The 13,971-nt window shown below is 35.2% G+C and carries 14 protein-coding genes and 3 riboswitches; of the genes, 2 read left to right on the top strand and 12 right to left on the bottom strand.

Annotation, left to right across the window (positions count from 1 at the left end; translation table 11 throughout):
* Positions 1 to 204 precede the first annotated feature (204 nt).
* A complete protein-coding gene (locus tag MHH85_RS02325; RefSeq protein WP_193740781.1) occupies positions 205 to 1,002 on the bottom strand; it encodes an alpha/beta hydrolase in 798 nt (265 codons plus the stop codon).
* Positions 1,003 to 1,123: 121 nt separating this feature from the next.
* On the opposite strand from MHH85_RS02325, the gene MHH85_RS02320 reads away from it, so the two are divergent.
* Positions 1,124 to 1,636, top strand: a complete 513-nt coding sequence (locus tag MHH85_RS02320; protein ID WP_053416697.1) for a gamma carbonic anhydrase — start codon at positions 1,124 to 1,126, stop codon at positions 1,634 to 1,636.
* 169 nt (positions 1,637 to 1,805) lie between these two features.
* On the opposite strand, the gene metK is transcribed toward MHH85_RS02320, so the two are convergent.
* On the bottom strand, positions 1,806 to 3,002 hold the full coding sequence (metK, locus tag MHH85_RS02315; RefSeq protein WP_193740782.1) for a methionine adenosyltransferase: 1,197 nt from the start codon (positions 3,000 to 3,002) through the stop codon (positions 1,806 to 1,808).
* A 263-nt stretch (positions 3,003 to 3,265) separates the two neighbouring features.
* Positions 3,266 to 3,384: riboswitch (SAM riboswitch) on the bottom strand.
* Between the two features lie 202 nt (positions 3,385 to 3,586).
* Between metK and pckA the strand changes: the two genes are divergently transcribed.
* On the top strand, positions 3,587 to 5,173 hold the full coding sequence (gene pckA / locus MHH85_RS02310; protein ID WP_193740783.1) for a phosphoenolpyruvate carboxykinase (ATP): 1,587 nt from the start codon (positions 3,587 to 3,589) through the stop codon (positions 5,171 to 5,173).
* A gap of 737 nt (positions 5,174 to 5,910) precedes the next feature.
* Here pckA and MHH85_RS02305 read toward each other — a convergent pair.
* From MHH85_RS02305 to thiD, 10 genes are all read right to left on the bottom strand, one after another.
* On the bottom strand, positions 5,911 to 6,369 hold the full coding sequence (locus MHH85_RS02305; protein ID WP_340705821.1) for a hypothetical protein: 459 nt from the start codon (positions 6,367 to 6,369) through the stop codon (positions 5,911 to 5,913).
* Positions 6,370 to 6,373: 4 nt separating this feature from the next.
* Positions 6,374 to 7,159: an alpha/beta hydrolase family protein gene (locus MHH85_RS02300; RefSeq protein WP_340708111.1), complete on the bottom strand. Its 786-nt coding sequence runs from the start codon at positions 7,157 to 7,159 to the stop codon at positions 6,374 to 6,376.
* Complete coding sequence (ytkD, locus tag MHH85_RS02295; RefSeq protein ID WP_340705820.1) at positions 7,137 to 7,610, bottom strand: RNA deprotection pyrophosphohydrolase; 474 nt, start codon at positions 7,608 to 7,610, stop codon at positions 7,137 to 7,139. The genes MHH85_RS02300 and ytkD overlap by 23 nt, the downstream gene beginning before the upstream one ends.
* Positions 7,611 to 7,661: 51 nt before the next feature.
* Positions 7,662 to 7,976 (bottom strand): transposase, encoded by a 315-nt coding sequence (locus MHH85_RS02290; protein WP_245639467.1) that lies wholly within the window; start codon positions 7,974 to 7,976, stop codon positions 7,662 to 7,664.
* 317 nt (positions 7,977 to 8,293) lie between these two features.
* Positions 8,294 to 10,582 carry a 5-methyltetrahydropteroyltriglutamate--homocysteine S-methyltransferase gene (metE, locus tag MHH85_RS02285; protein WP_340705819.1) on the bottom strand — a complete coding sequence of 763 codons (2,289 nt, stop codon included), beginning with the start codon at positions 10,580 to 10,582 and terminating at the stop codon, positions 8,294 to 8,296.
* A gap of 205 nt (positions 10,583 to 10,787) precedes the next feature.
* A riboswitch (cobalamin riboswitch) is annotated at positions 10,788 to 10,977 on the bottom strand.
* Between the two features lie 118 nt (positions 10,978 to 11,095).
* Positions 11,096 to 11,341 carry a hypothetical protein gene (locus tag MHH85_RS02280; protein WP_340705818.1) on the bottom strand — a complete coding sequence of 82 codons (246 nt, stop codon included), beginning with the start codon at positions 11,339 to 11,341 and terminating at the stop codon, positions 11,096 to 11,098.
* A 66-nt stretch (positions 11,342 to 11,407) separates the two neighbouring features.
* Positions 11,408 to 11,569, bottom strand: coding sequence for a hypothetical protein (locus MHH85_RS02275; protein ID WP_340705817.1), 162 nt, complete (start codon positions 11,567 to 11,569; stop codon positions 11,408 to 11,410).
* A 27-nt stretch (positions 11,570 to 11,596) separates the two neighbouring features.
* Positions 11,597 to 11,787: riboswitch (cobalamin riboswitch) on the bottom strand.
* A gap of 402 nt (positions 11,788 to 12,189) precedes the next feature.
* Positions 12,190 to 12,612, bottom strand: coding sequence for a VOC family protein (locus tag MHH85_RS02270; RefSeq protein ID WP_340705816.1), 423 nt, complete (start codon positions 12,610 to 12,612; stop codon positions 12,190 to 12,192).
* Positions 12,613 to 12,782: 170 nt separating this feature from the next.
* Positions 12,783 to 12,965 carry a YjfB family protein gene (locus tag MHH85_RS02265; RefSeq protein WP_053416707.1) on the bottom strand — a complete coding sequence of 61 codons (183 nt, stop codon included), beginning with the start codon at positions 12,963 to 12,965 and terminating at the stop codon, positions 12,783 to 12,785.
* A 107-nt stretch (positions 12,966 to 13,072) separates the two neighbouring features.
* Positions 13,073 to 13,918: a bifunctional hydroxymethylpyrimidine kinase/phosphomethylpyrimidine kinase gene (gene thiD, locus MHH85_RS02260; RefSeq protein WP_340705815.1), complete on the bottom strand. Its 846-nt coding sequence runs from the start codon at positions 13,916 to 13,918 to the stop codon at positions 13,073 to 13,075.
* Between the last annotated feature and the right edge of the window lie 53 nt (positions 13,919 to 13,971).

Below are 13,971 nucleotides of genomic sequence, written 5' to 3'. Positions count from 1 at the left end.
GTCCCCCATTGATCATAATAAATTATTCCATGAATAATATATATTGCCAGTTTCAAATAAAAGAAAAATTAATTCTATTAAAATAGCAATTGTTATGTATTATATATCAAAACCATAAAATTGGGAATATACCTTATGTGTTATATGACAATTGAAATCGGTTACAAATAAAAAAGACGGAATTCTGTAAAATTCCGTCAATGTTTAAATAATATATCCAACTGATTTTAATGTATTAAAGATAAAACTTTCCATATAGGCATAAATGTCTTCACGTTCAGGTTCTTGAAACAAATCATGATAACAGGCTTTCCATTCCTTATATTGATACTCTGATAAACTTTGTTGCGCGAGCCATTTTTTACTATACGCAATATCCGCTATTTTATCATTGCCACCAGTCATTAATAAAATCGGGATATTTGGAAATACCGTTTGTTGTGATATTCCCTTCATGAAACCATGAAGTTCACGGTACCAATTGACAGTAATGACATCATTATAGTAAATATCATCTTTTTCTTCTTTATAAAATTCATAGCTTCTCGTTAAGTGTTTAATATTGATTTCATGATTGATTTTCAGATTGCCTGTCAGTTTACTTAGACCTGTTAAAGCATTTGATAATTTTGATGGTTGGTGTTTTAAATGCATCCAAGGTGACGTTATTATCACACCCGTACATTCGTACTTGAATTTTTCAACAACATGGATTCCTAATATAGCTCCTAAACCATGTCCCACTACAAATACAGGTAAGTTATATGTTAAAGCTGCTTGCATTAGTTGTTTAACGAATGTTTCGTAACTTTTAAATTCTTCACTGTGCACACGTTTATGTCTACTATCCTCTCCATGTCCAGGTAAATCTCCTGAAATAACATGTATACCAGACGTTCTTAAATTTTCGATTAACCATGCATAACGACGATGATGTTCGTATGCACTATGTATAATTACAGCGACAGCTCTTGCTTGGCCTTCCGTTTCCCATTTCCACATTACTATCTCACCTCATAAATTCCTATGTATATATTAACGTATTCTGCCTATTTCAGTTCCATTCATTGCTTCCTTTTGTTACGATAATAATACATAATAACTTGAAATGAGGCGTTTTTCGATGATTTATCCATTTAGAGACAAAAAACCATCTATTGACCCATCTGTATTTATCGGTGATAACGTAATTATTACTGGCGATGTTACTATTGGACCTGATTCTTCTATATTTTACAATACAGTTATTCGTGGAGATGTTTCACCTACGATTATTGGACGCAAAGTAAATGTACAAGATTTATGTTGTTTACATCAAAGTCCTGCATATCCACTAATCTTAGAAGACGACGTGACAATTGGACATCAAGTAACATTACATAGCTGTACTGTAAAAAAAGGCGCTCTAGTTGGGATGGCTTCAATTATCCTAGATGGTGCTGAAATTGGTGAAGGTGCATTTATAGGTGCAGGCAGTCTCGTTTCACAAGGCAAGAAAATCCCCCCAAACACTTTAGCATTTGGACGCCCTGCAAAAGTTATTAGAGAGTTAACAGAGGAAGATAAAAAAGATATGGACCGTATTGTCAACGAGTATTACGAAAAAGGCCAATACTATAAATCACTTCAAAAATAGTTCAATCAAGTTGCCTGAGTATCGTTTTTTAAACGATTTCTCAGGTTTTTTATTCTCTTACTATGAGTTTCTTCTATATTAAATAAAAATATCCCGAACTACAATGATTACTTAAATAATCAATGTGTAACTCGGGATATTTTATGTTATTGCGATTTTTTAGATTGAATTATAGTCCCGCTTTTTCTTTTAAAACGGCAGCTTTATCTGTAGCTTCCCAAGGAACATTCAAATCTGTACGGCCGAAATGACCATAAGCAGCTGTTTGTTTGTAGATTGGGCGACGTAGATCAAGCATTTTAATAATACCTGCTGGGCGTAAATCAAATAATTCACGAACCCACTCAACTAAATCTGCTTCTTTTACTTTTCCAGTACCAAATGTATCGATTGCAATTGAAACTGGTTGTGCAACACCAATTGCATAAGCCAGTTGTACTTCACAACGCTCAGCAAGTTCAGCTGCTACGATATTTTTTGCAACATAACGCGCTGCATAAGCTGCAGAACGGTCAACCTTAGTCGCATCCTTACCAGAGAAAGCACCGCCACCATGACGAGCATATCCACCATAAGTATCTACGATAATTTTGCGTCCCGTTAAGCCTGCATCACCTTTTGGTCCACCAATTACAAAACGACCAGTTGGGTTGATGAAGTATTTTGTTTTTTCGTCTAGTAATTCAGTAGGTACAACTGGAGCAATTACACGTGCTTGTAAATCCTCTTTAATCTGCTCTAATGTTACCTCTGGATCATGTTGAGTTGAAATAACAATTGTATCCACACGAACTGGACGATTATTTTCATCATATTCGATTGTTACTTGTGTTTTACCATCTGGACGTAAATAATCTAACTCTTTTGTTTTACGAACTTCAGTTAAACGTCGTGCTAATTTATGTGCCAAGCTAATAGGTAGAGGCATTAACTCAGGTGTCTCGTTACATGCGTATCCGAACATTAAACCTTGGTCACCTGCACCAATTGCTTCTATATCTTCATCTGACATTGAGCCTTCGCGTGCTTCAAGTGCTTGGTCAACGCCCAATGCGATATCAGCTGATTGCTCACCAATTGCCGTTAAAACAGCTACGTTTTCGCCATCAAAGCCATATTTACCACGTGTATAGCCGATTTCCATTACCGTTTCACGAACGATTTTAGGAATATCAACATAAGTTGATGTTGTAATTTCTCCTGCTACTAATACAAGACCCGTTGTTACTGTAGTTTCACACGCTACACGTGCATTCGGGTCTTTTGAAACGATTTCATCTAAAATGGCATCCGAAATTTGATCACAAATTTTATCTGGATGTCCTTCTGTTACACTCTCTGATGTAAACAGTCGACGGTTTGTCATTTGGTTTCCTCCTATTATCTGCGAGATTGCCTCGGAAATGATACGGTACTCATTACCCATGTTAGTTCTTTCCAGTAGGATTGAACGCCAAGCCGTTGCTGCCTTTAACACGAGGATTCTAGAAAGTGCCACTATATATAAATAGAACCGCATAAATTACAATTACTTATTAAAAATTTAGGAATTGGTCTATTTTAAATAAAAAAACCCTTCCCCCCATTATTACTAATGAGTGGAAGGGAATAATTCATAAGCACCTTTCACTCTTATCGTTCAAGGATTAAATCCTTGCATCAGATTGAGCACCAGCGCATCACATAAAATCACAATGCAGGTTGCCGGGTTTCATAGGGCCTGACCCTCCACCAGCTCGGGATAAGAGTATCCGTTCAATTTCTCATATTAGAACATTATAGCTTAGTTGTCAACTTCTTTTTTATTTCTAAAAAAAAGTACAACTTTCATAGAAATTATATGGTAATTAGTATAGATTATTTAGCTAAATGTGTTATACTAATTTCCGAAATGAATTATAAATCCCCTCTAATAAGAGGAATAATATAAAAAGGATGGTACGTAAAACGATGAATTCAGTAGAAATTACGAATGAACTGAAGGAATTATTGAAAGGTGAAAATATTCTTGAACAACTTTCAGTACCACAATTAACAGAAAAAGCTACTTCACGCGGTGAGGCAATCCTAACTGTTGATGGTGCAGTCAGAGCAGTCACAGGAAAATATACAGGTCGTTCTCCTAAAGATAAATATATGGTTGAAGAAGATAGTTCGAAAGACAAAATTGATTGGGGTAAAGTAAACAGACCAATTTCGTCGGATATCTTCGACTCATTATACACTAAAGTAATAAACTACTTAAAAGAAAAAGAAGAATTATTTGTATTTAAAGGTTTTGCAGGTGCAGACCCAGCATCTCGATTAGCTATTCGTGTAGTGAATGAATACGCTTGGCATAACCTATTTGCACATCAATTATTCATTCGTCCTACTGAAGAGGAATTAGAAACTCATGAAGCTGACTTCACAATCGTTTCTGCTCCAACTTTCAAAGCGGACCCAGCAGTAGACGGTACTGATTCAGAAACTTTCATTATCGTTTCCCTTGAAAAACGTATCATCCTTATTGGCGGTACTGAATACGCTGGAGAAATGAAAAAATCGATTTTCAGTATTATGAATTACTTATTACCACAACAAGGTATTCTTTCAATGCACTGTTCAGCAAACGTTGGTGAAGCAGGCGATGTAGCATTATTCTTCGGTTTATCTGGAACTGGTAAAACAACTTTATCAGCAGATGCAGATCGTAAACTAATCGGTGATGATGAGCATGGTTGGTCTGACAATGGTGTATTCAATATCGAAGGCGGTTGCTACGCTAAGACTATTAACCTTTCTAAAGAGAAAGAACCTGAAATATACAATGCTATCAGTTTTGGTACTGTTTTAGAAAACGTAGTAGTAGATGAAGAAACACGCATTCCTAACTACGATGATGTTTCGCTTACAGAAAATACTCGTGTTGCTTACCCAATCCAAAATATCGAAAACATTGTTGATCCATCTGTTGCAGGCCACCCTAAAACAATCATCTTCTTAACTGCAGATGCATTTGGTGTATTGCCTCCAATCAGTAAGTTATCAAAAGAGCAAGCAATGTATCACTTCTTAAGTGGTTTCACATCTAAACTAGCAGGTACTGAACGTGGTGTTACTTCACCTGAACCAGTATTCTCAACATGCTTCGGTTCTCCATTCTTACCACTTCCAGCAACAGTTTACGCTGAAATGTTAGGTAATAAAATCGACGAACACGAAGTAAATGTTTTCTTAGTAAACACAGGTTGGACTGGTGGCGAATACGGCGTTGGTAACCGTATGAAACTTTCTTACACTCGTACAATGGTTCGCGCTGCAATCGACGGTAAACTAAATAACATCTTTACTGAAAAAGATGCTATCTTCGGATTAGAAATGCCTGTAGCTATTGAAGGTGTTCCTACTGAAGTATTAAATCCACGTAACGCTTGGGAAGATAAAGAAGCTTATGATCAAAAAGCTTCTGCACTTGCTGGCATGTTCCGAGAAAACTTCGAAAAATTCGGTGTTGTATCAGAAGATATCGTGAAAAATGGCGGTCCTATCGCTTAATTCATCCAACATAACAAAAAGACCACTCTCCGAGTGGTCTTTTATTTTAATAATATATATAAATTGATAAGACCGTTGATTTCCACTGCGGTTGGCGCTTTCCGTGGGAGTCGCCACCTCCGCTCCAACAAAGTAGCCTATAATTAATTTTAGCCCCAATAAATTACACAAACGCATTTATTATCCCAAACACCATATTCAAAACAATAAAAATTATAATAATTGTAATAATACGATGCAATGTAAGAACCTCTACTTCTTTATCTTTATAACGCTCATAAAGAATCCATAAAACAATTCTTCCTAATAAATAAATTAAATGCTAAATATACAATCTTAAAAATAGTCAACTTTTCAAAAACACCTGTCTTTTTTCTGAGTTAAATCAGCTTTTTTAAAATAAAATGGTTGGTGATAAATATGTTATGTATAGATAAGTAGCGGGTATTCAAAATGTATGCGAATGATAAAGAGTTTACGCGCTATCGATTTAAAACGATTGCAGAATGATCAAAAGGCATTTATCATAATCAAAACTTACGCCCAATAAAAGAATCAAGCGCAACGATTCTCTTAAGAAAAATGATATTGCTTTTTCGTAATACGACTAAGCAACACAACAAAGACCATTCTTTTCCTTATTTTCATTTACTATAAAAAAAACAGGGCGAAGTATCTTAAATAATAGTCAAACAAAAAACACTCAGGATATGAACATTCTGAATGTTTTTGTTATATTATTCAACGTCAACATCATAAAATACTGCCTCTGTATGAGGATTAGCAAATTGTTGTATCACTTCTTCAGAATATGCTCCTGTAACTTTATTAAAGCGCACCTCAAAGCCGTAATCCCTAACCTCTATGCTGCCATTCCCATCGTTATCATAATAGCGCATAGAGAACCATTTTAATTTCCCCTCTTTATTAGCAGCATGATTTTTTAAAAATGCACGATTATCATCTTTTAAGGGAATTCTTTGGATTTTTATAAGACCTTCATCTTTAGAGACATCTGCTATTTTTTCCAATTCTTCAATAACCCCATGTTCTTCTTGCCAACTTTGAATTTCTACATCTACACACTCTTTTGTGAATTCATCGCAAAGAATTACCCAAAATGGATATGTTTCCTCAAAACTTGCATCAACTTTTACTTTTTCCTGGTCGACTGTTATTTTTACATAACCTAGCATAAGTTCACCCCTTTTGGAGTTTCATCCAATTGCATGCGCTCTTAACCATTTTGTGATTGACTGCACTAGGGAAAAAATGAGTATAGTCATTAAAATACCATGTTTCCACATGCTTATTAAATGCCTTTAAGCTTTCTTCAAGCAATAAAGCATGATGCAATCCAACGTTTTCATCCTTTTTACCATGAATAATTAATACCGGTGCATTTAATTTTTTTATCTCAGCAATTGGTGAACGCTCTTCATATGCCGCAGGTATCTTAGTAGGTGATCCGCCTATTACCCTTTTCATCATTCTGCGCATATCTATACGTTCTTCATACGTAAATTTAGGATTAGAAACGCCTGCCCAAGTCACAATAGATGTAATGTCATCTCGCAAAATCCCAGTCCAAAGCGCCATCAAACCGCCTCTAGAAAATGCGAATATATGAATGCGATGTGTATGACAATATTGTTTTAATACATCGACACCGTTTACTGCATCATAACGGTCATTTCCACCAAATTCATCTCGACCTTCTCCCCCACGATTTCCGCGGTAATACGGCGCAAAAACAACTAATCCTTGCGATGCAAATTGTGCAATACGAGCAGGTCGAACCATACCAATACCTTGCATACCACCACGTAGATAGAGTAGTCCTTCATAAATACCCTTTGCGACTGGCTCTGCAAGTAATCCTTTCACTCGTAAACCTTCTGACCAATATGTAATTTCAGTTAGACGAACTTTGGGATTTGGAGACGGATAATCACGACGACTTTCAACGAAGCCATTTATCTTCACGCTCACTCACCTTCTCCAACATTTTTTTCATCCCTGCATCTTTCATGTAGAAGCTTAGTCGATCACTATTATGTAACTCTTCATCTGATAGCAATACAGCTCCATTCGTTTCAAATTTCCGCTGAATGTCATCAATTCCCAAGACATTTGCCACATAAACTGCTTTACTAAATGGAAACTCATCATGAACATAGTATGTTGCTAACCACTCGATCTCATGAATGATGGCACCTGTTTCTTCATATACTTCCCTTTTTGCAGCTTGTTCTAACGTCTCTTCTCCTTCTACTTTACCACCTGGAAATTCAAGACCCCGCTTTGGATGATCCGTTAATAACCACTGTTTATGATATTTAGCCAAGACTAGTACATGCTTAGGCGCCATGTTAAAAGCATTTTTCTTAAAAGATAATTCAACACCATTGCCGTTTAAATCCGTAAATGTAAACATACCTTCGATCACTCCCTATTGCTCTAAGTGTAACGAAGGTATGTTTTTCAATCAACTATAATATGGCATTTGTTCGATTAGTTGCTTCGTTTCAGTATCACCAAATTCGTGAACAAGTGCATACAGTTTCTTTAAACGTAGATCAACTTCATCGTTTTCCTGATCTAAATGGTATGGAATGTAAGGTAATTGAGCTCTCCATATACTCTTCCCATCAAAGTATTCCGCTTGATTAAATAGTTGGTCAAAAATTTTTATATATTGAGGTTCAATCTGAAGTTTAAATTCCCATGGGGATTCGTCAGGAGAAGTATAGTAACGCTGATTTGCAATTGAAACGTAAAGCGTAATGGGTTTATTCATCATATCATCCTCTTTTTTAATATAGGATAACCTAATCTATATCAATTATACTTTGACGTCCATCAAACATAGCAATTTTCATTTGTTGATCAATAGAGAAAGGTTGTTTATGTATGGTTTCTAAAACTAATTTATACAATGTTTTATAAAAGCATTTCTTTATAATGCTCTACACTGATAAACGTAGTATGAATAAAACGTAAAAATCCGCCTCTACTAATCTTAAGTAAAGGCGGATTCAAAATTTTTATTTTCTTTCTCAAGCAACTTATATCAAATTTTATTTTTTGACAAATTGGATTAGCTTGAATGATGCTCTTTTAGTTTACACTTTGTACACTTCGTTTTCTTAACAATTTCGCAGTGTTTACCATTATCTCAAGTGCTGCTAAAGTTTCATCGGTTTTTCGTGTTTTTAAACCACAATCCGGATTAATCCAGCACTGTTCTGGTAAGAGAACTTCAAGACTGTCAGTTACTACAGCTACCATTTCATCTATTTCAGGAACTCTTGGACTATGAATATCGTATACACCTAAACCAATACTATTTGTATATGTTGCATTTTTGAAAGCCTCAATAATTTCACCATGACTTTTCGATGTTTCAATTGAAATAACATCCGCATCAAGTGCACGAATTGGCTCAATAAAATCATTAAATTCACAATAACACATATGCGTATGAATTTGTGTCTCATCTTCAACTCCTGAAGTAGCTAATTTGAAAGCATCGACGGACCAATCCAAATAAGCATCATGTTTTGAAGCTTTTAATGGTAAACCCTCTCTAAGTGCAGGTTCATCTACTTGAATAATACGAATACCAGCAGTCTCTAATGCTTCAATTTCCTTACGTAGTGCTAAGGCAATTTGCTGAGCTACTATACTACGTGGAACATCGTCACGAACAAATGACCAATTTAAAATCGTAATAGGCCCGGTCAACATACCTTTAACAGGTTTAGTTGTTAACGATTGTGCGTAGACTGTTTCGTCGAGCGTCATTGGTTTTTCCCACCTAACATCTCCATAAATAATTGGTGGTTTAACGCAACGTGATCCATATGAAACGACCCACGCTTTTTCTGTAAATGCAAATCCTACAAGCTTTTCTCCAAAGTATTCAACCATATCTGTTCTTTCAAATTCACCATGAACTAAAACATCAAGTTCTAGTTCTTCTTGGTACGCAATCCATTTTTTTATTTCATTTTTTATGAAATTATCATGTTGTTCCTTATCAATTAGTCCTTTTTTAAGCTGTGAACGATTGCGCTTCACTTCAGCTGTTTGTGGGAAGCTACCAATTGTTGTTGTAGGAAAGTCTGGTAGTTGTAAAAGCCTTTGTTGACGATCTTTTCGAATAGCATATGCTGATTGACGTGTTATTTGAATTTCACTCAACCTTTTAATATTCTTCAGTACTTCTTCTTGTTGACGTACTGAACTGCTATTTAGCAATTCTCTTGTCAATCGATTTTGTTCAAAAGCCACTTGATTTGCATCACGATTATTTGTTAAAGCGTTTTTCAAAATAGCTAACTCTTGTAACTTTTCGTTTGCAAATGCTAAGTTTTCATATAGCTCTTTTGGTAATTTCGTTTCTGCTGTTAGACTTACTGGCACATGCATTAGGCTACATGACGGCTGAATCCACAGATGATTGGGGGAAACTAAACTTTCTAATTCAATTAGCAATTTAAATGATTGTTGTAAAGGAGTAATCCAAATGTCACGACCATTAATAATACCCGCTGCTAGAACTTTATCATTTGGAAATCCAAATTTTTTGATATTAGAAATATTCTCTTCTAGACCATGTACAAAGTCTAGCCCGATGCCTGCTACAGGTAATTTAATCAATTCTTCATACCATTCTGCTGACTCAAAATATGTTTGTAATAGCAAATTGCTGGAGTAATTATCAGGGTTTAGTTGTTCATATATTTCTGAGATTATTTTCATATCTTCCTTAGATAAAGAAGTTGATAGAATTGGTTCTTCTATTTGAATCCATTTTGCACCGGCTGCAGAAAGATCACTCAACAGTTGACTATAGACATTGATTAACTGAAGTAAATATGACGGCTTATTCAGCGTAGCAACTTCTTTTGTTAAAAAATAAAATGTCCCTGGGCCTATGATGGTAGGCTTTAGCTCTGCATTAAAGTTTTCCTTCGCTTCTAAATAATAGCGCAATGGTTTATTGTCCAATAATTTTAAAGTTTGTCCTTCATACTCAGGTACAATATAGTGATAATTCGTATTAAACCACTTTGTCATTTCACTTGCAGGAGCAGATTGATTTCCACGTGCCATCGCGTAGTAAGTTTCTAGAGATACTAAATCTGAATTCCATTTATAACGTGCGGGAATAATTCCAAACATTGCTGCTAAATCTAACATGCGATCGTAGTATGTAAAATCACCTACGGTTACTATGTCAATCTTTGCATCTAGCTGAACTTGAATATTTGCTAATCTATACTCTTTCATCTGTACTTCGAATTGTTGTTCACTTATTTCTTTTGACCAAAAAGCTTCGATAGTTTTTTTCCATTCACGATTTGGCCCGATATATGGATATCCAATAACTGTACTTTTCATCTTTCCATCCCCCAATTCAATAAAAAACCACCATCTAATGAAAAACATTAAAAGGTGGTTGATGATTTTTAAAATAGTAAATACCGAAAAAAATCAGGAATAATAAAAGAAGACACACTATTCCCTTTCAAATTCGCTTATCGTACTAGGATATAATAATCCTTGAAAAAATCTCTCTAACACCCCCTATCCGCGTAGGTTTTTTGGTGTGTACTAAACTAAGGCAGGTCTCCTGGCTTGTCATCATCGCTTACTTTTCCTTCCCATTACAAATCTAACAGTGGATTTAAAAGTTTGCTCCTACATACAGTTGCGGGACAGCATCGGATTCTAACCGATTTCCCTTTTAAGCGACTATCAATTTAAAATAGCGCACCTTAGCCTACACGATATTTAATTGTTCACTTACTATAACACACAAACTTTAATTTGTTCAGTATATTCTAAATTTAACAATATTTATATTTTTATGATTACCAAACCGTTAAATTTGGTTATCAGTATAAATATCAGTTACACTTTCATCTCTTCTTCAATACTAACTTCAATCAAATCATTTGAGTAATATACCAGTTCGTTATACACACTTGAATATGCCTTTTCTAGTTTACCTAATTCTTCTTCAATATTTTCAATTCCACTATTTTCAATGGAGCTTTCAATCATGTTTTTCGCCTGCAATAAAGTACAAACTGTATCTGTAACTTGTGAAAGCATCACCATCGATTTTAACTGTAATTTAAACTCTTCAATATTCATTCATATTCCCCTTATCTCTTCATTAAAAAAACACCTTTTATCAATTAATAAAAGATGTTTTTATGATTAATTAATATGTTCCCTGTTGCGACAATACGTACTAGAATAAACGTTTCTATATTTAGAAACAGAAGTTTTTATCACTTCTAAATCCTCATTAGTCCAAACGCTTTCTCTAATACGCTGTCGTACAGTGATCATATAAATAGGGTTTCTATTCATTATCACATAACACCTCCTATCCACGTAGGGTTTTGGTGTGTACTAAACTAGGCAGGTCTCCTGGCTTGTCATCATCACTCACTTTTTCCTTCCCATTACAGTTCTAACAGTGGATTTAAAAGTTTGCTCCTACATACAGTTGCGGGACAGCATCGGATTCTAACCGATTTCCCTTTTAAGCAGCTATTTATTGTAAATAGTGCACCCAATTCTACACGTTATTCAGTTGTATCACCATCTTACCATAGTGTAATGCAAATATTCATAATATTATTTGCAAGTAATATAAAAAAGGATTTACATTGAATACAAATAAAAATTATTGAAGTAATTTTTCGATAGAATATTAGTATTTCTGTCTACTAATAGCAACGAGTAAGGTTCTTTTTATAGATATAAATGAATTATTCAATGGGGTGTATGAAAAGGAGGGACTTTATATTCAACTACTATTTCAAAAAAGTTGATATTATTTAGACAAACTATATTAATGTGCCAAATTATATTTTATTAAGAACTAGCAACTGTTCTAAAATTCAAACAGTTGCTGTTGTTTATACAATATTTTTCATTCATCTTACTAAAGCTTTGATACTGCGAAAAGTTGATATCCAACACCAAATATATTAAGCTTCTTCAGCCTCATAGCTAATTTGCCATTCGATACCAAACTTGTCCTTTAAACTTCCATAGCATTTGCTCCAAAATGTTTCTTGTAGCTCCATAGCAACTTTTCCGCCAACTTTTAGTGCTTCAAAAGCAGATTTAAGTTGTTCTTCATTGTCACTAACAACGGCTAGGCTAACATTATTCCCTAATATAAAAGGAGAACCAGGGAAAACATCAGAAAACATAACATTACTTCCAAGAATGTTTAGTCGAGTATGCATGACTAAATCTTTTGCCTCCTCTGGTAGAGTATATTCAGGGTTTTGTGGCGCATCACCAAAAGTCATAATTTCTGGTTTCTCTGTGTTAAAAACCTCTGCATAAAACTCCGCTGCTTCGCGACAATTCCCATTAAAATTAAGATACACATTAATAGCCATTTAGCACACTCCTCTTTTCACTTCATATTGTTTCAAACATAATTACTTTCTAATTTTATATTTCCAACATATAGTAGTCAAATTTTTCAATTTTATGACTCGTTGTTTGAACTTTTTCAACCCATTAAAAAACCACGCACTACAAAGTTGGAGTCCGCGGCTTAAGTAAATCAAACTTGAATGTCAATAGTTGCCCCTTTATAAGGATGAGCCGCTTGAGCAGGCTCTGGCATTGCTTCTAATAACTGTACAGCTGCTGTTGCTTGCATATTCATCGAATTTTGCAAAACGCTCATTTGTACAGTTTGTTGAAGCTGAGCAAGGTCCATTGACATCATAGAGTTAATATCCATTAGTATCACTCCCTTATCTTTAATAATATCGGAAATTCTAAGTTATTATTAAATGGATGCAAATATCCCCTGAAACATTTACATGTCCAAGAGAACTATCTTTCACCTTAATTCGTAGAAAGCTCTGAACTTTCAATTGTAACCGTGACGTCTGTTTCACCATATTTGCCATACGCCGCATGATAAGCAGGACCTACACCTTGTATAAAACCAAATGAATGACGGATACCTGCTGAGATGAATTTTTTCGCCTCAATAACAGCTTCTGGTACAGTTTGACCTTTTGCTAAACCCGCAGTGATAGCTGCGGAGTATGTACAGCCTGCACCATTTGTATGAATTGTATCGAAACGTGGCGACTCCAATAAATAGAATTGTTCACCATCAAATAAGACATCAATTGCCGGGCCCTCTAATCGACCGCCCTTTACAAGTACATATCGTGGTCCCAATTCATGTAATTTCTTAGCTGCTACTTTTAAATCTTCTATCGAATTCAGCTCCATACCGTCTAGTAAATAAGAAGCTTCTGGCATATTCGGTGTGATGATCGTTGCTAGAGGAATTAGTTGCGTTCGCATCGCTTCCATAGCATCTTCTTTTAATAATGCAGAACCAATTTTCCCAATCATTACCGGGTCTACAACAATATTTTTCACACCAGATTGTTGAATCCATCTAACCACATTAATTATTATTTCATGTGTGAAAAGCATTCCTGTTTTAATTGCATCTGCACCGATATCTTCTAAAATCGTATGAACTTGTGCCTCAATCGCTTCAACTGATTGCGGAAAAATCCCTTGTCCTGTGTGAGGATTTTTTGCCACAATAGCTGTAATAGCTGATGTCCCGAAGACATCTAACTCCTGAAAAGTCTTGATATCCGCCTGAATCCCTGCTCCACCACGTGCAGCTGATCCTGCAATCGTTAAAGCTCTTGATACTTTCATTTTCAATCTATCCCTTCAGTTATCTTTCGATTGATTTCGCTTTACTAGAAGCT

Source organism: Viridibacillus sp. FSL E2-0187 (assembly GCF_038006425.1).
Taxonomy (GTDB): Bacteria; Bacillota; Bacilli; order Bacillales_A; family Planococcaceae; genus Viridibacillus; species Viridibacillus arvi.
This window is presented reverse-complemented; position numbering and strand designations above follow the sequence as displayed.

What these genes read in the sequence shown, in the direction of transcription:
- metE (WP_340705819.1), bottom strand. Translation starts at nt 10,582, where the DNA reads ATGAAAAGTACAGTTATTGGATATCCATATATCGGGCCAAATCGTGAA.
- MHH85_RS02290 (WP_245639467.1), bottom strand. Translation starts at nt 7,976, where the DNA reads ATGATGAATAAACCCATTACGCTTTACGTTTCAATTGCAAATCAGCGT.
- MHH85_RS02320 (WP_053416697.1), top strand. Translation starts at nt 1,124, where the DNA reads ATGATTTATCCATTTAGAGACAAAAAACCATCTATTGACCCATCTGTA.
- MHH85_RS02305 (WP_340705821.1), bottom strand. Translation starts at nt 6,369, where the DNA reads ATGCTAGGTTATGTAAAAATAACAGTCGACCAGGAAAAAGTAAAAGTT.
- metK (WP_193740782.1), bottom strand. Translation starts at nt 3,002, where the DNA reads ATGACAAACCGTCGACTGTTTACATCAGAGAGTGTAACAGAAGGACAT.
- MHH85_RS02280 (WP_340705818.1), bottom strand. Translation starts at nt 11,341, where the DNA reads ATGAATATTGAAGAGTTTAAATTACAGTTAAAATCGATGGTGATGCTT.
- ytkD (WP_340705820.1), bottom strand. Translation starts at nt 7,610, where the DNA reads ATGTTTACATTTACGGATTTAAACGGCAATGGTGTTGAATTATCTTTT.
- MHH85_RS02270 (WP_340705816.1), bottom strand. Translation starts at nt 12,612, where the DNA reads ATGGCTATTAATGTGTATCTTAATTTTAATGGGAATTGTCGCGAAGCA.
- pckA (WP_193740783.1), top strand. Translation starts at nt 3,587, where the DNA reads ATGAATTCAGTAGAAATTACGAATGAACTGAAGGAATTATTGAAAGGT.
- MHH85_RS02265 (WP_053416707.1), bottom strand. Translation starts at nt 12,965, where the DNA reads ATGGATATTAACTCTATGATGTCAATGGACCTTGCTCAGCTTCAACAA.
- MHH85_RS02325 (WP_193740781.1), bottom strand. Translation starts at nt 1,002, where the DNA reads ATGTGGAAATGGGAAACGGAAGGCCAAGCAAGAGCTGTCGCTGTAATT.
- thiD (WP_340705815.1), bottom strand. Translation starts at nt 13,918, where the DNA reads ATGAAAGTATCAAGAGCTTTAACGATTGCAGGATCAGCTGCACGTGGT.